Genomic DNA, 20,202 nt, shown 5'->3' on the forward strand with positions numbered 1-20,202 from the left:
ATAAAGGTATGATTAGCTACTTAAATTCCTTATATTTTTACACTAAAACTTCCATAATCCATAAAACTGAAAGTAATTAAAATTCTCTTTGAAATTCATCACGTATCGGGCTCCTAAACTAGGACCAATTCTAGCTCCACCAATCGTTAAATCAAAAAGCAAACCTGTTTTGAGCGAAGTAAAAGAGTCGGAAACCGAATTGGATTCTTTAGTTGTGCTAATCAAAAATTTATCTGTTGTTCCTTCATAAGTTTCTACTTTTTGGTTTTGATTCTGTTTTTCAGAAACGTTTATATTGGCTTGTAATCCGGCGCCAATACCAATATAATTATTGATGTTATAACGAAGTAATACCGGTATTTCCCAATTTACATTTTGGTTGTTTGAAGCTGTTGTGGTGCGTTGCAGTTGTCGAACACCATTAGTGGTGGTTACGATTTTCTCTTCAACAGCAATTGAATTGTCAAAGGAATGCAGGCTGTTCAAGAATTCAGCTTGCCAATAATAGCGGTACGATTTATAAGGGGAAAGGGTTGCGCCAGCAAAATAACTTTTGGAGTTCTGTAAATTTGGATACAAATTATAACCTGCTTTGGCCCCAATAGAAATTCCCGGTAAGAATCGGGTAGTAGCATAATTGGTAATAATGGGCTCGTTTTTGTCGAAAATTATGGCGGTTCTGGTTTTGGTTTTTATTTTGTGAAAGTCTTTATTGAATTTCATGGAATATTTCACAAAGCCTTTGGTGCTGTCGATTTCTTTTACATTTTTCTGATTGCTCCCGGGCAGATAAATATTTTTGAAAGTAAAGAAAATCTGTTTTTGTTTGATAATCGTATCCAGACAGCTTGTTGTTGGCACTTCGTCTTTAGGGCAAATCGGACATTTTGGATACATATCTTCAATTTGAAATGTTTTCTTGTCGAACATATCCGGAATGTCCGTTTCCAAACGAATCATTCTTGCTGGACCTTCGCCATTATTTTGGAAACGGGTTTTAAAGTTGACTCTCTTGAAACGGACCAATCTGTAATTCATGAAACTTCCGTTAGAACCCATTTTGTTTGGGTCATGAGAAGTGACGATTTCCATTTCCAAATTTTTTATCTTGTGGTTTTTAAAACTTCGGTTGGGAACAAATATTCCGCGCATGGTTACGGTTGCGCTGGTGTCTTTGATCATTTCGGGAGTGGTTTTGAATGTGTAAAAAACAGTGCGGGTTTCCGTAGGATTGCTGTCGTCAAATTCCAGAATGGAAACATTTTTGTAGGTTTTATTTGCTTCTAAAAGTGTGGCATCCAAATCTTCTTCGGTGGTTGTGGATTTGTATTTTTTGGCTGGAGCCAAAGTCTCGCTGGAGGCCAAATACGAATTAGAATTGTCCAGGTCATTTACGGATGCAAGGGTGTTTTCTTTGATTTCGCGTTCTCCGGCATGCGTTCTAAAGTCAACCAATTCGAAGTTGTTGTTTTTGAATTGTTTTTCGTTGTAAAAAAGATATAATTTACCGTTGCTTACGTAGTTTTCCAGATTTTGATAACTTAAAATTACCACCATTTCCTGTTCTGGAATAGGGTCACAATTTTTTTGTATAGTGAAGCCGTTTTGGTCTTCAATGGAAGCGATGTCTTTGTAGAGATCATCAGAAGTTTCGGTTATCGCCACTTTTTTTGGTCGTGTGGCTGGTGGTTTTCCGTTGTCATAATTATTGGTTACGGCTAGACGTGCGGTATAGGTACCTTTGGTTTTGTAGACATGTTTGGGTTCGGCTTCTCTGCTGTAATGGCCGTCACCTAGTTCCCATAGGTAAGAATAACTGGGTTTTGGTGCGCCGGCGATTGGGATCAGTGGTGGTGTTTCTGGTTTGAAAGAAACGAGTTTCCCTTTTTGATTGTAACCAATGTTTGCTCTTCTGGTAATGGTGTCTTTTACTTTTGTTTGGGAGTAAAAGGGAAATGAGGATAGTAATAAGAGGAAAAATAAAGTTGGTTTCATAATCGGGTTTTTTTTAGCCCTGATGGGAACGGCATCCTTTCTTGTCCTGAATTTAGTTCAGGATCCAGAAGCAAGTTCTGGACAAGAAAGATACAGTGTACAGCAGGATTAGCTCCTGAGAAGCATCAGGATGCATTCGAAAATATTTTTAAATGTAAAAAAAAGTGGTGAGCAAATCACCACTTTTTCTAAAAACTTCTATCAGATGTTATTGTATTGCATTGATTGCGGCTACTAATTGAGCTTCAGTTCCTAGCGTAGTTTCGGATAAAGTGAAAGTGTACACATCGTTTGCTTGAACGGTTACGGCTTTGATTGCGTATCTCCAGTTGCCATTATCTTCGGTTGCAAAAATTATGTGCATTTGTAATCCTATTGGAATTTGACCGTAATGCTCACTAAATTGTAGTGTGGTTGGATTATAAGTATCTAACTTGGCTAGCGCATTTTGGCCCTCACCATCATAGGACAAGTAAATAGCACTATTTGTATTGTTATATCCTGTTGGAACGCTTGCTAAAATGGTGGTTCTTGGTCTTGGGTCACTGTAGAATTTATCTACATTTGTCCAACCAAAGTTTCCAAAAGTCACCGTATAGCCGTTTTGATTGAAACCAACCGCTCCATCTTTTCCTCCTCCAGCTGCGCCTCCAGGTCTTACCCAAGCAAGGTTGTCATCGTCTTTTGTGTCGCCTGCCCAAAAAGTCATTCCAGTATCAATAGCAGTCCCTGTTAAATTTGAGGGCACTAGAAGTTGAATTGTGCCTGTTGTAGCTAGATCTACACCTCCCTGAGAGGCTTTGATAAAAAATTCACCACCGGATTTCAGTAGACTTTTTTTACCGTCAGGCATAACTCCCATCGTAGGTTTGTTAGCTATTAGCATGTTTCCTTTGTCGAAAAGTTCAATAAATGTAATATCAATTGCTCCGGTTACAGGATTTCCGTTTTTAGTAAGTGCATTTCCGTCTAATTTTATAGTCACTCCTTTTGCAGAAGTTAGCGTGATAACTCCGGTTCCAGCAGTTGCTGTAAAATTTTGTGTGTTCTTTTTTACCCCTTGTTCCCTTATTGCAATAAATGCTGCTTTTGTTGGAGGTGCTGGAGTTGTGTTTTCATTGGTAGTACAGCTTGCAAAGGCTAGTGTTGCTAAAGCTAAAAGGGCGATGTTTTTAAAATTTGATTTCATGATTTCTAATTTTTTAAAATGGTTTTTTAATAGATACTTTTTGTTTTGTAATTGTTACCCCAATTGGCAAACTATTTTTTGTCGTTTATTAGGGCTTCATTGTTATATCAACTTTCTTATTATTTTGTTACCCCTTATAATCTGAATCTTTTCTGAGTATCGATAATTTCAAGTTGTTTAAGGGACGTTTACAGGGTTATATCAAATTGGTTTTATAATTGTTACCCTTTTAATTTGAATTTATTTCAGATTCTTTTTTACATTAGCCAATAAAAAGTTTTTTATGGCTAACAATGCGATTCATCCGGATCAAATTTATATAGACGGACTTGCCAATAATAATTCGGCAATGATCCAATCTATCTACAAAAAGTTTGTTCCCAAAGTGGTTACCTATATAAGGAATAATTCAGGTGATGAAGATCAGGCCCAAGATGTGGTTCAGGAAATCCTGATTTTGCTTTTTAATCAGGCAAAAGTTAACAAATTGCAACTCACTTGCCCGTTTGACGCCTATTTTTTTTTGTTATGTAAAAGGAAATGGCTGAATGAATTGAAAAAAGCATCGAATAAAGGGGTAACAATCAGGGAGGATTTTGCATCTAATAATGAACCCTCAGATGAGATGGTTACACAAACCGAAGCATTCGAGGAGAAACAACAGCTTTTTGATGCGATGTTTAAAAAACTGGGTGACAAATGCCAAGAGTTATTAAAATTGAGTTTTACCCTCAAATCTATGGAAGAGGTGGCGGAGAAACTCCAGGTGACTTACGGGTATGTCCGCAAGAAAAAATCGTTGTGTACCGGTCAATTAACCCAGTGGATTCAGGAAACAAACCGATTTAAATCTTTAAAAATCACTTAGCCATGAACGAGGACCGTTATATAGTATTCGACCACTATCTTCAAGACGAATTGTCTGTCGAAGATAAAGTAAAGTTCGAGAATCAATTGGCTGAAGACCCGGAATTGGCTTCGGCATTTGAAATTTTCAAGGAATTGAATCTTCATCTGGAAAATAAATTTGGCAATGCCGATGAGTTTAATGCTTTCAAAGAAAATTCAAAATCGATTTCGAATGATCATTTTAAAGCTTCTAAACCGAAAACAAAAGTGATTGGATTTAAGCCTTGGATTTATTTGGTTGCAGCATCAGTTGTTGTTTTGTTGGGGTTGTTTCTTTTTAATCCAAAACCAAATTTCGAAGATTTCAACCAACATGAGAACGCTTATTTCACCGAAAGAGGGGCGGTTGATGAAAAACTGAAACAAGCAGAGGACGCTTTCAATGCAAAAAATTATAAAGCAGCCATCTCATTTTTTAAAGCCGTTTTAAAAGAGAAAGACACGCCGGAAATACACTATTTCTATGGGATTTCCTTATTGGAAACTAATGAAATTCAAGAAGCTGAAGTTGTTTTTAACGAACTAAAAGCGGGGACTTCAATTTATAAAAATAAAGCAATTTGGAATTTGGCTTTAGCCAAATTAAAACAGAAAGATTATAAATCCTGTAAGGAAATTCTATTGACTATTTCCTCAGATTACGAGGATTATGAACAAGTTCAGGAATTATTGAAGGAATTGGATTAAATTTTTAAAACAAAAGCAGCACTTTTATAAGTATAACGAAAAGATACAAAAGAATTTTCTGGAGTATCTTTTTTTCTTTTTGACTTTTGTTATAAAATTTTAAAAAACTTCGCAACTTTGTAACCTTAAACTATAGACTTGGAAACAAAAGCAATAATCACCGATACCCATACACATTTATATTCTGAGGAATTTGATCAAGACCGAAATGAAATGATACAGCGCGCCATTGATGCCGGGGTTTCACGATTTTTTATTCCTGCAATCGACTCCACATGTACGGAGTCTATGTATGAATTGGAGAAAAATCACCCTACCACTGTTTTCTTGATGATGGGTTTGCATCCTACGTATGTAAAAGACAATTATCTCGAAGAATTGCAACACGTAGAAAACGAATTGGCGAAAAGAAAATTTTATGCCATTGGTGAAATTGGAATCGATTTGTATTGGGATAAAACGCATTTGAAGGAGCAGCAAATCGCCTTTAGAAGACAAATCCAGTTAGCCAAACAATACAAATTACCTATTGTGATTCATTGTCGGGAAGCTTTTGAGGCCATATTTGAAATTCTGGAAGAGGAAAAATCAGCTGATTTATTTGGAATTTTTCATTGTTTCTCCGGAACGCATCAACAAGCATTACAGGCGATTTCGTATAATATGAAGCTGGGAATAGGTGGAGTAGTGACTTTTAAAAACGGGAAAATAGATCAATTTTTGAATCAAATCGATTTGAAACATATTGTTTTAGAAACGGATTCCCCTTATCTGGCACCAATACCCTTTCGAGGCAAACGCAACGAGAGTGGGTATATCGTTAATGTCGTAGATAAGTTAGCGCAAATTTATAGTCTTTCGGCAAATGAAGTTGCAGCAATAACCACGGAGAATTCCAAAGCTATTTTTGGGATTTAAAGAAGAATTTACCTTATTTTGATATTTTTTTTGTTCATTTGCCAACACAAAAATTGAGAACCAAAATGCAGAAATTTGACGCTATTCGGCCATTTTACGATTCCGAAATAAACGAAGCACTTCAGAATGTTGTAAATCATCCCATGATGAAAGCATTGATGAATTTTACTTTTCCGGATGTTGCTGATGAAGTTTGGAAAGAACAATTGCGAAAAACGCATTCTATTCGTGATTTTCAGTGCAATTTTATTTATCAGTCTGTTCAAAGAGTTTTGGAAAAAAGCTCTGAAGGTTTGACTACTTCAGGTTTTGAAAACTTAAAGCCTAATACCTCCTATCTATTTATCTCGAATCATCGAGATATTCTATTGGATACCACTTTGTTGAATACCGCTTTATTTGAACATGGGTTAGCGATGACGGCTTCTGCGATTGGAGATAATTTAGTCAAGAAATCGTTTCTGAATACGTTAGCCAAACTAAATCGAAATTTTTTAGTGCAGCGTGGCTTAACGCCAAGGGAAATGCTACAAAGTTCAAAGTTGTTGTCAGAATATATTGGCAATTTATTACTCCATGAAAACCGTTCCGTTTGGATTGCGCAACGTGAAGGAAGAACCAAAGACGGAAATGACGAAACTAATCCGGGTGTTTTGAAAATGCTTGGAATGGGTTCTGACGAAAAGAATTTGATGGATTATTTCAAAAAGATAAAAATTGTACCGGTTTCTATTTCGTATGAATACGACCCAACGGATGCTTTGAAAATGCCTCAATTGATGGCTGAAGCCAATAATGAAGTGTACATTAAAGAAAAAAATGAAGACTTCATGACAATTCTTAGCGGTGCTTTGGGACAAAAGAAAAGAATTCACATTCATGTTGGTAAAGTGTTAGATACTGAAATTGATACAGTCATTGCTGAGAATGATAGTACCAATAAGCAAATAGTAGCTTTGGCAAAAGTAATTGATGATGCAATATTGAGCAATTATAAGTTGTGGCCAACGAATTTTATTGCATATGACATTGTAAACAAGACAGATCACTATTCCCATTTGTACACCGAAAATGAAAAATCGTTATTCGGTCGCAGACTTGAAATGCGTATTGATCATGACAATCCAGTAGCTTTAGATGGTTTTTTGGCGATGTATGCGAATCCGGTTGTGAATAAATTAAAATACCATGATGTTGTATAAATCCAAAATACTTTTGATTTATACTGGTGGAACCATCGGTATGAGGAAAGATTTTGAAACGGGTGCACTTAAGGCTTTCAATTTTAGCAAATTATTACAACGAATCCCAGAATTGAAACAATTGGACTGTGAGATAGAAACAATTTCATTTGAGAATCCCATTGACTCTTCTAATATGAATCCTGAAGAATGGGCAAAAATTGCTACAATTGTTGCTGATAATTACGTTTCTTTTGATGGATTTGTTGTGCTTCATGGATCAGATACGATGTCGTATTCCGCATCAGCTTTGAGTTTTATGCTCGAGAATTTGTCAAAACCAGTTATTTTTACGGGTTCCCAATTGCCTATTGGAGATTTACGTACTGATGCCAAAGAGAATCTGATTACTGCGATTCAAATTGCTTCTTTGCGCCATAATGACGCGCCAGTTATCAGTGAAGTGTGTCTTTACTTTGAATACAAATTATACCGAGGCAATCGAACCACCAAGATTAATGCCGAACATTTCAAAGCGTTTACCTCCCCTAATTATCCTGAATTGGTGGAATCCGGAGTACACTTAAAATTGAATCCCGAATTGTTTTTACCCAAAAACGAAAATAAGGAATTCAAAGTTCATAAAAATTTGGATAATAATGTGGCTATCATAAAAATGTTTCCAGGTATCAGTGAAGCAGTTTTATCGGCTATTTTAGATATTCCGAATCTTAAAGGTGTTGTTTTAGAAACCTATGGAGCGGGGAATGCACCTACGGAAGAATGGTTTTTAAATTTATTAAAAAAAGCAATTTCCAGAGGTTTACATATAGTGAATGTTACCCAATGTTCCGGGGGAAGTGTGAGAATGGGACAATATGAAACCAGTACAGGCTTGAAAGAAATTGGAGTGATTTCCGGAAAAGACATTACCACTGAAGGCGCAATAACAAAATTGATGTATTTACTGGGTCAAAAAACAGCTCAAAAAGACTTTAAGGCTATCTTTGAAAGGGCTTTACGAGGCGAAATGGTATAATATTCAGTTTTTACTTTTCTAAGTCAGTTTTTTTTGTGTTCTTTGCAACCTTAAATGAAAATAGAGAGGTGGCCGAGTGGCTGAAGGCGCACGCTTGGAAAGCGTGTATATGGCAACATATCGAGGGTTCGAATCCCTTCCTCTCTGCAAAGAAATTAATGCTTCCTGAAAGGGGAGCATTTTTTGTTTTATAGTGTGACAAATTTTTTTGTTTGTCTAAGCGTATAAAAACAAAAAAGGATCAGGCATGAAATGCCAAGCATTAATTTCTTTGTGAGATTCTATTCCGGAATGAATGAAATTAATCCTGTTTTTACTGTAAATACCTTTAAACTCAAATCACTTATGAGCAAAGTATTCTGGGTTTTAACATTCTATAATCTTCGCAATTTTATTTATTGACAATAAGAAGTCATTTAAAATTGATATTTTTTTGTTGATTATTTAATATTGATCATAACCATTTAATGAAACTTGTTTGTTCTATTTTAAAATATAATAAATAATTTAAATTAAGTAAGAAAATAAATACCAAACATGTTTATTTGCGTATTTAATCGATTATATTTGTAATAGAAACATCCTGTATTTAATTTCAACTAGAGATTAAAGCTTCTAATATTCTTAAAAATTTTCTGAAACCTAAATTATTAATTGAAGAACCCAGATATAAAAACTATTTGATACATCATTAAAAGATAAAAGATAAAAATTTTACAAATTTAAAAAACGGAACTGATGGAAACAGAAAACAGAAAAAAAGAAGTGTTTTTGTACATAGGTGTTTTTTTTCTTACTGTCGGGAGTTTATCGATAGTTGCTTTAATATTGATGTTCTTGTATGTATCTTTTTGATTTGGATTCTAAATTATCCAAGATAAGGAAATATTAAAATCTACCACTGTGTTTTTTGAAAGAAATACGTCTCTGGAATCTATCAAAATCCTATATTTGTAAGCGATAAACAATGATGAAGTCAAAGAATGTATTTAAACTAACATGGAGCAATCATTAAACAAAAATAACTACATGCGACTATTCTTAAGTTGCTTTCTTTTTCTATCCATTTTTAATGTTTTTTCCCAAGAAAATACTGTAACTCAAGATACCGTCATTGTGAAAGTTGATTCCTTGTATCGAGAAGATCAGTTTTATTTTGCAATAACATATAATACACTGATGAATAAGCCTTCAGGTTTGTCACAAAGCAAATTTTCTTCTGGGTTATCGGCAGGTTTTCTGAGAGATATGCCCATTAATAAAAAAAGAACGGTTGCTATAGCTTCCGGTATTGGTTTTTCATATAATAATTATAATCAAAATCTTGCTATTTCTTCACCTGCAGGAACTCCGGTGTATACTATTATTGATTCGGATATTCCATACGATAAAAACAAGTTCTCATTGCTTTCAGTTGATGTGCCTCTTGAGTTCAGATGGAGAACTTCTACTTACGAAAGTCATAAATTTTGGAGAATTTACGGAGGACTAAAATTGAGTTATGTACTCTATGACAGATCTATTTTTAATAGCGCTGATGGCAAAGTAGTGGTGACAGGAAATAAAGATTTCAATAAAGTTCAATATGGGGCTTATATTTCATCAGGCTATAACACGATTAATTTATATGCCTATTACGGTTTGAATTCACTGTTTAAATCCGCAAAAGTCAATGACGAATCGGTTAATATGAAATCATTGAATATTGGAATTATATTCTACATTTTATAACCACAGCACTAACAAAAGCAACTGAGACACTGCTCCTAGCATAAAACCTATAATCAATTCTTTATTCGTGTGTGCTTTCATTTCTAATCGTGAGGAAGCCACAAAACCATTAAAAAGAATCAGCAGTGCAATTGTAAATGTATTCTGAATTTGAAGGTGCAAGCTCAATCCAATTATAAAAACCGTCAAGGAACTGATGGCAATCATGTGAAGGCTGGCTTTTATATTGGCAAACACTAGAATTAGCGCTAATATAGTACTCAAAAGCGCACCCAGCAGAAAAAAGTGCAACTCAGGATATCGGTCTATTGTAATGCTTTTTCGCACCAACAGAATAAGTAAAAAGCAGTGAAGGATTAATGGAATTTTGCGTTGGGATACTTCGGCAAGCATAATGGAATCTATGTTTCCTGCGGTACGTAATAATAAAAACACCAAAGCAGGTAAAATCACCGTTACAACTAAAACTTGAAAAAAAACAAATAATTTTTCTTGATTCACAAAGTCAGCGCCGTTAAACGAAAGATAAAATAACGTGGCCATTGCCGGTATGAATATCGGATGGAAAACATAGGAAAACAATGGGAGGATTTTTTTCAAAACTTCTGATTTTTCTAAAAACAAATATAAGTAATCTACCAAAATTAGTTAAGCTAATGCTCTTCTTTCTTTTTCTTAAATATACGGAATTGCTTATAATTATAGTATATCTAAGTCATCGTTTTGAAAAGAAGTGTTATTTTTGAGGAAGTTTTACAAATAGACGAACTATTAAAAGTGTAATTTCTATACAAGAAATCTACTTCAATCTCTTTCTAATTCCATGAGCCAGAAAATCCTTAAAAGTATTCAAAATATCCCTGCTGAATTTATTGGTAACAACACTAATTTGGCAATAGATACTATTGCTATAGACAGCCGTTCTTTGCAAAACGGGCCGCAGACTTTGTTTTTTGCATTGGTTGGAGCCAATACTGATGCGCATCGGTATATTCAGGATTTAATCGCAATTGGCGTTCAGAATTTTGTGGTTACCCATATTCCGGAAGAATGCGAAGGCAAAGCTAATTTCTTTGTTGTTGAAAACACACTGACCGCTTTACAACAATTTGCGGCAAACTATCGCAGTCTTTTTGATTTTCCTGTTATCGGATTGACTGGAAGTAATGGCAAAACGATAGTTAAGGAATGGCTTAATTTTTTATTGAGCCCTGATTATAATATTATTCGAAGTCCAAAGAGTTACAACTCACAAATTGGTGTACCATTGTCTGTAATTGCAATCAATGAGCAACACAATCTGGGGATTTTTGAAGCCGGAATTTCTACCCATTCTGAAATGGAAAAACTGGAGAAAATAATCAAGCCAACGATTGGGATTCTTACCAATATTGGTTCTGCGCATGATGAAGGTTTTGTAAATTTAGAAAATAAAATAAGAGAGAAAATCACCCTTTTTGAAAATTCAGAAGTGGTTATTTACCAAAAAAACGAAATGGTTGATGCCATTATCCTTTCAAAAGCAAAAACGTTCACCTGGAGTTTTAACTCAAAAGAAGCTGACGTTTTTGTCTTCAATACAGCAATTAAAAACGATACAACCACTATTCAATACCGATATAAAGGAGATTCATTCGGATTGGCAATTCCTTTTCAGGATAAGGCATCGGTTGAAAATGCAATCTCGTGTTTGATGGTTTTATTGTATTTTAAATACGATGAAAAAACCATTCAAAATCGAATGGAGTTATTGTATCCGGTAGAAATGCGGTTGAAAGTCAAGAACGGAATCAACAACTGCAGTATTATTGATGACAGTTACAGTTCTGATTTTCAGTCGTTGAAAATAGCGTTGGATTTTCTCGAAAGTCAAAAGCAATACAAGAAGAAAACGGTGATTCTTTCGGATATTTTCCAAAGCGGTTTGTCTAATGACGAATTGTATGCTAAAGTTTCCCAGTTGATTGTTTCGAATAAAATTGACCGCGTTATAGGCATTGGAGAAACCATTTCGGCATTCGAAAAGAAGTTTGCCAATTGCATAACCTATAAAAATACAGCCGAGTTTATATCAAAATTTGATGATTTGAATTTTGTCAATGAAACTATTTTAATCAAAGGGGCGAGAACATTTCAATTTGAAGAAATTGTTTCCTTATTGGAAGAAAAAACACATGAAACCGTTTTGGAAATCAACCTGAATGCGATTAGTTACAACCTGAATTTTTTTAAATCAAAATTGAAGTCGAATGTCAAGATTATGGTGATGGTAAAGGCTTTTGGTTACGGAAATGGCGGTTTTGAAATCGCTAAATTATTGGAACATCACAAAGTGGATTATCTGGGAGTGGCTTTCGCCGATGAAGGAATTTCGCTGAAAAGTGCAGGAATTCATTTGCCTATTATGGTTTTAAATCCTGAAACGACCAGTTTTCCTGCGATTATTCAACATCAGTTAGAACCTGAAATTTATAGTTTGAAAGGACTTTATGCGTTCCTTAAAATTGCCGAACAAAAGAATTTAAACCAATTTCCGATACATATCAAACTTGATACAGGAATGCATCGTCTAGGTTTTGAAGACAATACGATTGATGATTTGATTGTAACTTTAAAAGGAAATCAAACCGTTAAAGTGGAAAGTATTTTGTCACACATGGCCACAAGTGATGATTTAGAATACAAGGATTTTGCACATTCACAAATTGATTTATTCGAAAAATTATCCTCTAAATTGATGTCTGAATTACAAATAAAACCGCTGCGACATATTTTGAATACTTCCGGGATTAGTAATTATCCGGATTCACAATACGATATGGCGCGTTTGGGCATTGGTCTTTACGGTGTTTCAAATGATGCCGAAGAACAAAAAAAGTTGGAAAATGTTGGAACACTTAAGTCGGTGATTTCACAAATCAGGGGTATTGCTGCCGGCGAAAGCGTTGGGTATGGCAGGCGATTCATTGCAGATAAACCTACAAAAATTGCTACCATTCCTATTGGGTATGCCGATGGTATTTCCAGAAGTTGGGGAAATGGTTTAGGTTTTGTAACGATCAAAAAGTCGAAAGCATCTATTGTTGGTAGTATCTGTATGGACATGCTGATGGTTGATGTTACTGAAATTGAATGCACAGAAGGAGATCAGGTAATTATTTTTGGCGAAAGCCCAACGGTAACCTATATGGCACAAAAATTAAACACAATACCCTATGAGATCCTCACCAGTATTTCCCAACGAGTGAAACGAGTTTTTTATAGAGAGTGATTAAATGTTGTGTAAAAGACTGTTAATTGTGTTTAAAAATTTATTACATTCGTTAAGAAAGATATATTTTTAACCTAAAAAAATAAATTATGGGATTTTTTAGTGATTTTAAGGCTTCTTTAATGAGGGGAGACGTTTTAAGCTTGGCAACTGCTGTTGTTATTGGTGCTGCATTTGGAAAAATTGTTGGATCTGCCGTTGATGATGTTATAATGCCAATTGTTGGTTTGTTAACAGGTGGAATTGATTTTACCCAGAAATTCATCACTTTGGATGGGAGCAGTTATCCTGATTTACCTGCAGCAAAAGAAGCAGGAGCTGCGGTGATTACGTATGGTAATTTAGTTCAGGCGATCATTAACTTTATTATTATTGCTTTTTTTGTTTTTGTGATTTTAAGAGCCGCTGAAAAAGCGAAGAAAAAAGAAGTTGTTGTTATAGTTGCTCCTGCTGGACCAACTCAAGAAGAATTATTGACTCAGATTAGAGATTTATTGAAAAAATAATTTCCGCTACATTATATATTCTAATTTATCCTGAATTAATTTCAGGACTAAACCGCTTCGTAATTGAGGCGGTTTTTCTTTGCTCTTTTATTTAACAAAAGCATACCGCGGATTCACAAAGGAATTTAAACGCAGCAAATTTGCAGTCAATAACTATTTGTTGTAAATATAACATTTTGTTATTTTTTGTTAACACACTTGTTTTGATTTCAATATTACTTACTTTTGTACTTCAAATTTAATATTCAATAATAAAAATATAAGATGAGAATAGCAGTTGTAGGCGCTACCGGAATGGTTGGCGAAGTAATGTTGAAAGTTTTGGCAGAAAGAAATTTCCCTGTAACAGAATTAATCCCTGTTGCTTCTGAGCGATCAGTGGGTAAAGAAATTGAATACAAGGGTAAAAAATATAAAGTAGTTGGCATGCAAACAGCAGTAGATATGAAAGCGGATATTGCTTTGTTCTCTGCAGGTGGCGATACTTCATTGGAGTGGGCTCCAAAATTTGCAGCAGCTGGAACAACCGTTATCGATAATTCATCGGCTTGGAGAATGGATCCTACCAAAAAATTAATCGTTCCCGAAATCAATGCAACTGAATTGACTGCAGCAGATAAAATCATTGCGAATCCAAACTGTTCTACCATTCAAATGGTATTGGTTTTGGCTCCTTTGCACAAAAAATACAACATCAAACGTGTGATTGTTTCTACGTATCAATCCATCACTGGAACAGGTGTAAAAGCAGTGCAACAATTGGAAAATGAATACGCAGGTGTTCAAGGTGACATGGCTTATAAATATCCAATTCACAGAAATGCAATTCCACAATGTGATTCTTTCGAAGAAAATGGATACACTAAAGAAGAGATGAAACTGGTTCGTGAAACCAAAAAAATATTAAGTGACAATACGATTGCCGTTACGGCTACTGCGGTTCGTGTGCCAATTGTAGGCGGACACAGCGAAGCGGTAAACGTAGAATTCTCGAATGATTTTGATGTAAACGAAGTGAGAAACATTTTGCATCATACCGATGGCGTAGTGGTTCAGGACAATAATGACACCTATACGTACCCAATGCCTATGTATGCACAAGGAAAAGATGATGTTTTTGTAGGTAGAATTCGTCGTGACGAAAGCCAGGAAAACACCCTGAATATGTGGATTGTTGCTGACAACTTGAGAAAAGGAGCAGCGACAAACACGATACAAATTGCTGAATATTTGATTGCAGCCAAATTGGTGTAAATCAATTTTTATTTTAAAATGAAACCATTTGTTTCGCAAAAATATATTTTGTGAGACAAATGGTTTTCTTTTTTCTTGTTTTTGTTACCTTTGGCTCGAATGAAAAAGAATAAACTCATAGTAAGTCTTTCTCTGGTTGTTACAGTATTGTTCTCAATGCTGTTTCAGTCATTTCATACCTATGAGCATTTGGAAAAACAGCTTTCCCAAAAGCAGTGCCATCATAAATACAATGTTACCGGTACCGAGATAACGCACCAACATCACAAATTAGACCATTGTTATGTTTGTGAATTCGCTTTTGGCAGTTACATTACTCCAAAAGATTTCTCCTATCAATTGTACTCCAGTATTGAAGAAATCCCTTATTTCTTTTCTGCAGCGGAAACGGTTATTTCGTTTTCCGGCAGTCTGTATTCCCTTCGAGGTCCTCCCGTAAATAGTTTAAGCTGAATTCATTTCAACTTCTGTTGAATTTATTTTCCATGCAACTTCATTAATTTGATTTTGTTGAATGCATTTTTATTTACTAAATAATTCCATTCTCGGCAACAACTCTTTTGGAGAAAGCCGACAGCAGGAATACTACAATCATTTTCAATGAAAAAATTTATCATAACCCTATTCTTGGGATTTTCGGCGTTGCTTCAAGCACAAAACACCCTTTCGGGAACCATAACCGATTTAAAAAATCAACCCATAAAAGGCGTTTCAGTATATGCATCAGAATTGCATAAAGGGACAACTACAGATGAAAATGGAAAATACACAATTTCCAATCTGCCAAATAGAAACCTAAAAATCAGCTTTACGTTCGTAGGATTTGCAACCCAAAATAAAACCATAAGCAGTCTTCAAATAGAAAACACACTTGATATTATCCTCGAGGAAGCAATTTTCGAAATGGATGAAGTTATTGTTTCAACCGCTTTCAATAAAATTCAATCGCAAAATGTGATGAAAGTGGAGCACGAAAGCATCAAAAATTTGCAACGAAAAGGAACGGCCACTCTAATCGAAGGATTGGCGACTATTCCCGGAGTTTCTCAAGTTTCTACCGGAACTTCTATCGGGAAACCGGTGATTCGTGGTTTGAGCGGCAATCGTGTTTTGGTGTATTCTCAAGGTGTTCGAATAGAAAATCAACAGTTTGGTGACGAACACGGTTTGGGATTGAACGATTCCGGAATAGAAAGCGTTGAGGTGATTAAAGGACCGGCTTCTTTGTTGTACGGTTCCGATGCTTTGGGTGGTGTTTTGTATTTTAACCCAGAAAAATTTGCCGATGCAAATACCTTTAAAGCAAACTTCAGCCAAAAATACTTCTCGAATACAGCAGGTAGCAGTTCTTCTTTGGGTTTGAAAACATCTACAGACAACTGGAAATTTATGGCTCGTGGAAGTTACAACACCCATTCTGATTATAAAATTACTGATGGCGACAGAGTGACGAATACCCGTTACAATGAAACCGATTTCAAAACAGGAATTGGCTACAGCAATGCCAAATTCTCAAGTGTATTGCGTTACAATTACAATGAATTGGATTTAGGAATTCCGGAAGATGGCATAGCAGACCAAACGACGAGCAAGAAAACCGGATTTCCAAAACAAGGTGTTTTCAATCATTTATTGAGTTTAAACAATGTTTTCTTTTTCGAAAAATCAAAACTGGATCTTGATTTAGGATATGTTGCCAATGATCGAAGTGAGTTTGAAGACAGCAATGTGGCCGTTTTACACATGAAACTGAAGACTTTTAATTACAACGTAAAATACCATTTGCCAAAAATGGGAAAAGTAGAAACCATTGTTGGAATTCAGGGAATGCACCAAACCAATACAAATTCAGGAGAAGAATATTTAATTCCGGATGCTGTTACGAATGATTTTGGTGTTTTTGGAACGGCTAATTATGAGTGGAATTCCAATGTGTTGCAAGCCGGATTGCGTTTCGACAATAGAAATATTACTACCGATGCGCAAGGAATTGCAGGGGAAGAAGGTTCCTTTGAAGCCATCGATAAATCATACGACAGTTTTAATGCATCGTTGGGCTATAAAACCAATCTGGCCGATGATTTAACGTTGCGTTTGAACGTGGCTTCAGGATTTAGAGCGCCAAACCTTGCCGAATTAACTTCTAATGGAGTTCATGAAGGAACGAATCGCTATGAAGTAGGAAACAGTAATTTAGAAACCGAACAAAACGTGCAAACGGATTTGAATTTAGAATACAAAACGGATCATTTTGAGTTTTTTGTAAACGGATTTTACAATCACATCAACAATTATATCTACACTTCGCCAACAGGAGAAGTGATTGACCAGAATGCTGTTTTTGATTATATTCAGAATAATGCCAAATTATACGGAGGCGAAATCGGACTGCATTTTCATCCGCATCCTTTGGATTGGTTGCATTTTGAAACCAGTTTTGAAACCGTAACAGGCGAGAAACAATCCCGAAGCGTCGGGAGAGATTATTTACCGTTAATCCCGGCTAACAATTGGAACAACACCATTAGAACCGAATTTAAAATCAAAAACTGGTTGGAAGATGGTTTTGCAACTTTGAATGTTTCCAGTACGTTCAACCAAAAAAACGTAAGTGGATTTGAGACAGAATCGAATGGGTATAACTTAGTGAATTTAGGTTTTGGCGGAACTGTAAAACTGGGTAAAACCGCTTTTGATGTCAACATCAACGGGAATAATTTATTTGATAAAAGATACATTGCGCACCTTTCCCGATTGAAAACTGATGGGATTCCTAACATAGGAAGAAACATCGTTTTGGGCATGAATTTTAATTTGTAAACTCGACCCGTTACATTTAATTAATTTTTTTTACCACATTGAAACATAGATTTTTTAGTTTTTAAAAGAAAATATAGCTATTTCACTTTTCACATAGCCAAGCTATGAGAAGAATAGAACTGTTTTCTATATTTTATTTAACTGTTAGTCAGAAATCTATGTTTCGCTGTGGTTGCTTTTTTTATTTTAAATATTAATTACGCACAAAATGTTCATTCAATATTTTTTCTTTGCTGACGATGTTACATTTTAAGCTTTTATATCTCCTTATTTAAGTAAATTGACAAAAAACTTAAATTAAGGAATGAATAATTTAAGTAAATGAAGGAGAATGTTAATTAGTGTTTTTGAACTTAAAAAAATATTTTATAAAATCACCACTTTTCCAAACACCATTTTTTTGGTTTTATTTAAGACTTTCCCACATTTACAACACTAACTATTTCCCTATTTTTGTAACAACCTAAAACAGAATCTAATGAAAAAAACTTTTTTAATAATGGCTGTATCTTCTGCAATGACGACTTTTGGCCAAAACCAAAAACCGGTAACCTATCCCACTACGAGTAAAGGGGAAACCGTTGATGTGTATTTCGACACTAAACTTCCGGATCCGTACCGCTGGCTCGAAGACGACAAATCTGCTGAAACCGGTGCTTGGGTAAAAGCCCAAAACGAAGTGACGTATGGTTATTTAGCTCAAATTCCGTTTCGCGATGCGTTAAAAGCAAGAATGGAAAAACTGTGGAATTATGAAAAAATAGGAGCGCCTTTTAAAGAAGGAAAATTCACGTATTACTATAAAAATAACGGTCTGCAAAACCAGTCGGTGTTGTACAGAAAAGACGCCAAAGGAACCGAAACGGTGTTCTTGGACCCCAATACGTTTTCTAAAGACGGAACCACTTCGCTTGGCGGATTGAATTTCTCCAAAGACGGTTCTAAAGTAGCCTATGCCATTTCAGAAGGCGGAAGCGACTGGAGAAAGGTCATTATCATGGATGCCATTACCCAAAAAATAATTGAAGACACTATTGTCGATGTAAAATTCAGCGGCGTGTCTTGGAAAGGAAACGAAGGATTTTACTATTCCAGTTATGATAAACCAAAAGGAAGCGAATTATCGGCAAAAACCGACCAACATAAACTGTATTTCCACAAGTTAGGAACCGCACAAAAACAAGATAAAGTTATCTTTGGTGCCGACCAAAAACGCCGTTATGTAGGCGGTGGTGTTACGGAAGATGACCGTTATTTGGTAATCACAGCATCCAATTCTACGTACGGAAACGAATTGTACATTAAAGATTTGACAAAACCCAACAGTCCTATTGTGACTATTGTGGATAATTTCAAGAGCGACAACAACATTATTGAAAACGAAGGCGGAAAATTATTCATAGAAACCGACTTGAATGCGCCCAACAAACGCATCGTTACCGTGGATGTCAACAACCCGAAACCGGAAAACTGGAAAGATTTTATTGCAGAGACAGAGAATGTGTTGTCTCCATCAACAGGTGGCGGTTATTTCTTTGCTAATTATATGAAAGATGCCGTTTCGGTGGTGAAACAATACGATTATTCAGGGAAACTGGTACGTGAAATTAAATTGCCTGGCGTGGGAACTGCCGGAGGTTTTGGCGGAAAGAAAAAAGAGAAAACATTGTATTATTCCTTTACGAATTACATCACTCCGGGTTCTACCTTTTCATTCGAACCACAAACCGGAACTTCTGCGGTGTATCAAAAACCAAAAGTAGATTTCAACAGTGAGCAATATGAGTCCAAACAAGTGTTTTATACGTCCAAAGACGGAACCAAAATCCCAATGATTATCACCCACAAAAAAGGATTGAAACTCGACGGGACAAATCCAACCATGCTCTATGGTTACGGAGGATTTAACGTAAGTTTGACACCAAGTTTCAGTATTGCCAATGCCGTTTGGATGGAAAACGGAGGCGTTTATGCCGTGCCTAATCTACGTGGTGGTGGCGAATACGGGAAAAAATGGCACGATGCAGGAACCAAAATGCAAAAACAAAATGTATTTGATGATTTCATCGCAGCCGCAGAATATTTGATTGCCCAGAAATATACGTCTTCACAATACCTAGCCATTCGTGGTGGGTCAAACGGAGGATTGCTTGTGGGCGCTACCATGACGCAACGTCCGGAGTTGATGAAAGTCGCTTTGCCGGCTGTGGGCGTGATGGACATGTTGCGCTACCATACTTTTACTGCAGGAGCGGGTTGGGCGTATGATTACGGAACGGCGCAGGACAGCAAGGAAATGTTCAGCTACATCAAAGGGTATTCTCCCGTGCACAACATAAAAAAAGGGATTCAATATCCGGCAACGATGGTCACCACGGGCGATCACGATGATAGAGTTGTACCGGCGCACAGTTTTAAATTTGCTGCCGAATTACAGGAAAAACAAACCGGAACAAACCCAACTTTAATTAGAATTGACATCAATGCAGGACACGGTGCCGGAAAATCCGTGGCGGCAACCATTCAGGAAAATGTCGATATTCAGGCCTTTACCTTATTCAACATGGGAGTCGTGTTATTGCCATAGTTGGACTAACAGGATTTATTCTGAATTTATTTCAGGAGCTTTTTCCTGCTGTACACTGTATCTTTTCCTCCGCCGAAAGAGGCGAAAGGAAAAGGATGCCGTTCCCATCAGGGCT

The 20,202-nt window shown here is 36.0% G+C and carries 15 protein-coding genes and 1 tRNA gene; 13 read left to right on the forward strand and 3 right to left on the reverse strand.

Annotated features, from left to right (window positions below):
• Nucleotides 1-42: 42 nt before the first annotated feature.
• Nucleotides 43-1,995, reverse strand: a complete 1,953-nt coding sequence (locus E0I61_RS01005) for a PKD domain-containing protein (RefSeq protein ID WP_132068823.1) — start codon at nucleotides 1,993-1,995, stop codon at nucleotides 43-45.
• Nucleotides 1,996-2,203: 208 nt separating this feature from the next.
• The gene (locus E0I61_RS01010) at nucleotides 2,204-3,184 is read right to left on the reverse strand and encodes a hypothetical protein (protein WP_132068825.1); all 981 of its coding nucleotides are present in this window, start codon (nucleotides 3,182-3,184) and stop codon (nucleotides 2,204-2,206) included.
• 283 nt (nucleotides 3,185-3,467) lie between these two features.
• Between E0I61_RS01010 and E0I61_RS01015 the strand changes: the two genes are divergently transcribed.
• The 7 genes from E0I61_RS01015 to E0I61_RS01045 all read left to right on the forward strand — a co-directional run bounded on the left by E0I61_RS01015 (nucleotide 3,468) and on the right by E0I61_RS01045 (nucleotide 9,649).
• Nucleotides 3,468-4,052, forward strand: coding sequence for an RNA polymerase sigma factor (locus tag E0I61_RS01015; RefSeq protein WP_132068827.1), 585 nt, complete (start codon nucleotides 3,468-3,470; stop codon nucleotides 4,050-4,052).
• A gap of 2 nt (nucleotides 4,053-4,054) precedes the next feature.
• Nucleotides 4,055-4,780: a tetratricopeptide repeat protein gene (locus E0I61_RS01020; RefSeq protein ID WP_132068829.1), complete on the forward strand. Its 726-nt coding sequence runs from the start codon at nucleotides 4,055-4,057 to the stop codon at nucleotides 4,778-4,780.
• Between the two features lie 138 nt (nucleotides 4,781-4,918).
• Nucleotides 4,919-5,698: a TatD family hydrolase gene (locus E0I61_RS01025; RefSeq protein ID WP_131991203.1), complete on the forward strand. Its 780-nt coding sequence runs from the start codon at nucleotides 4,919-4,921 to the stop codon at nucleotides 5,696-5,698.
• A 65-nt stretch (nucleotides 5,699-5,763) separates the two neighbouring features.
• Nucleotides 5,764-6,900, forward strand: coding sequence for a 1-acyl-sn-glycerol-3-phosphate acyltransferase (locus E0I61_RS01030; protein ID WP_131991201.1), 1,137 nt, complete (start codon nucleotides 5,764-5,766; stop codon nucleotides 6,898-6,900).
• A complete protein-coding gene (locus E0I61_RS01035; RefSeq protein WP_131991638.1) occupies nucleotides 6,890-7,918 on the forward strand; it encodes an asparaginase in 1,029 nt (342 codons plus the stop codon). Before E0I61_RS01030 ends, E0I61_RS01035 begins: the two co-directional genes overlap by 11 nt.
• 62 nt (nucleotides 7,919-7,980) lie before the next feature.
• A tRNA-Ser gene (locus E0I61_RS01040) sits at nucleotides 7,981-8,065 on the forward strand.
• An 882-nt stretch (nucleotides 8,066-8,947) separates the two neighbouring features.
• The gene (locus E0I61_RS01045) at nucleotides 8,948-9,649 is read left to right on the forward strand and encodes a porin family protein (RefSeq protein WP_131991175.1); all 702 of its coding nucleotides are present in this window, start codon (nucleotides 8,948-8,950) and stop codon (nucleotides 9,647-9,649) included.
• Here the strand turns inward: E0I61_RS01045 and E0I61_RS01050 are convergent.
• On the reverse strand, nucleotides 9,644-10,249 hold the full coding sequence (locus E0I61_RS01050) for a hypothetical protein (RefSeq protein ID WP_131991173.1): 606 nt from the start codon (nucleotides 10,247-10,249) through the stop codon (nucleotides 9,644-9,646). The two genes, E0I61_RS01045 and E0I61_RS01050, sit on opposite strands and share 6 nt — an antisense overlap.
• Before the next feature lie 223 nt (nucleotides 10,250-10,472).
• On the opposite strand from E0I61_RS01050, the gene E0I61_RS01055 reads away from it, so the two are divergent.
• The 6 genes from E0I61_RS01055 to E0I61_RS01080 all read left to right on the forward strand — a co-directional run bounded on the left by E0I61_RS01055 (nucleotide 10,473) and on the right by E0I61_RS01080 (nucleotide 20,087).
• Nucleotides 10,473-12,920: a bifunctional UDP-N-acetylmuramoyl-tripeptide:D-alanyl-D-alanine ligase/alanine racemase gene (locus E0I61_RS01055; protein ID WP_132068831.1), complete on the forward strand. Its 2,448-nt coding sequence runs from the start codon at nucleotides 10,473-10,475 to the stop codon at nucleotides 12,918-12,920.
• A gap of 89 nt (nucleotides 12,921-13,009) precedes the next feature.
• Nucleotides 13,010-13,426, forward strand: coding sequence for a large conductance mechanosensitive channel protein MscL (gene mscL, locus E0I61_RS01060; protein WP_131991169.1), 417 nt, complete (start codon nucleotides 13,010-13,012; stop codon nucleotides 13,424-13,426).
• A 264-nt stretch (nucleotides 13,427-13,690) separates the two neighbouring features.
• The gene (locus E0I61_RS01065; protein WP_132068833.1) at nucleotides 13,691-14,680 is read left to right on the forward strand and encodes an aspartate-semialdehyde dehydrogenase; all 990 of its coding nucleotides are present in this window, start codon (nucleotides 13,691-13,693) and stop codon (nucleotides 14,678-14,680) included.
• A gap of 99 nt (nucleotides 14,681-14,779) precedes the next feature.
• Nucleotides 14,780-15,133, forward strand: a complete 354-nt coding sequence (locus E0I61_RS01070; protein WP_131991165.1) for a hypothetical protein — start codon at nucleotides 14,780-14,782, stop codon at nucleotides 15,131-15,133.
• A 147-nt stretch (nucleotides 15,134-15,280) separates the two neighbouring features.
• Nucleotides 15,281-17,500, forward strand: a complete 2,220-nt coding sequence (locus tag E0I61_RS01075) for a TonB-dependent receptor (protein WP_132068835.1) — start codon at nucleotides 15,281-15,283, stop codon at nucleotides 17,498-17,500.
• A gap of 499 nt (nucleotides 17,501-17,999) precedes the next feature.
• Entirely contained in the window at nucleotides 18,000-20,087 is a 2,088-nt protein-coding gene (locus E0I61_RS01080; RefSeq protein WP_394346059.1) for a prolyl oligopeptidase family serine peptidase, read from the forward strand.
• Nucleotides 20,088-20,202 lie beyond the last annotated feature (115 nt).

This window comes from Flavobacterium ranwuense (assembly GCF_004349315.1).
In the GTDB taxonomy this organism is placed as follows: domain Bacteria; phylum Bacteroidota; class Bacteroidia; order Flavobacteriales; family Flavobacteriaceae; genus Flavobacterium; species Flavobacterium ranwuense.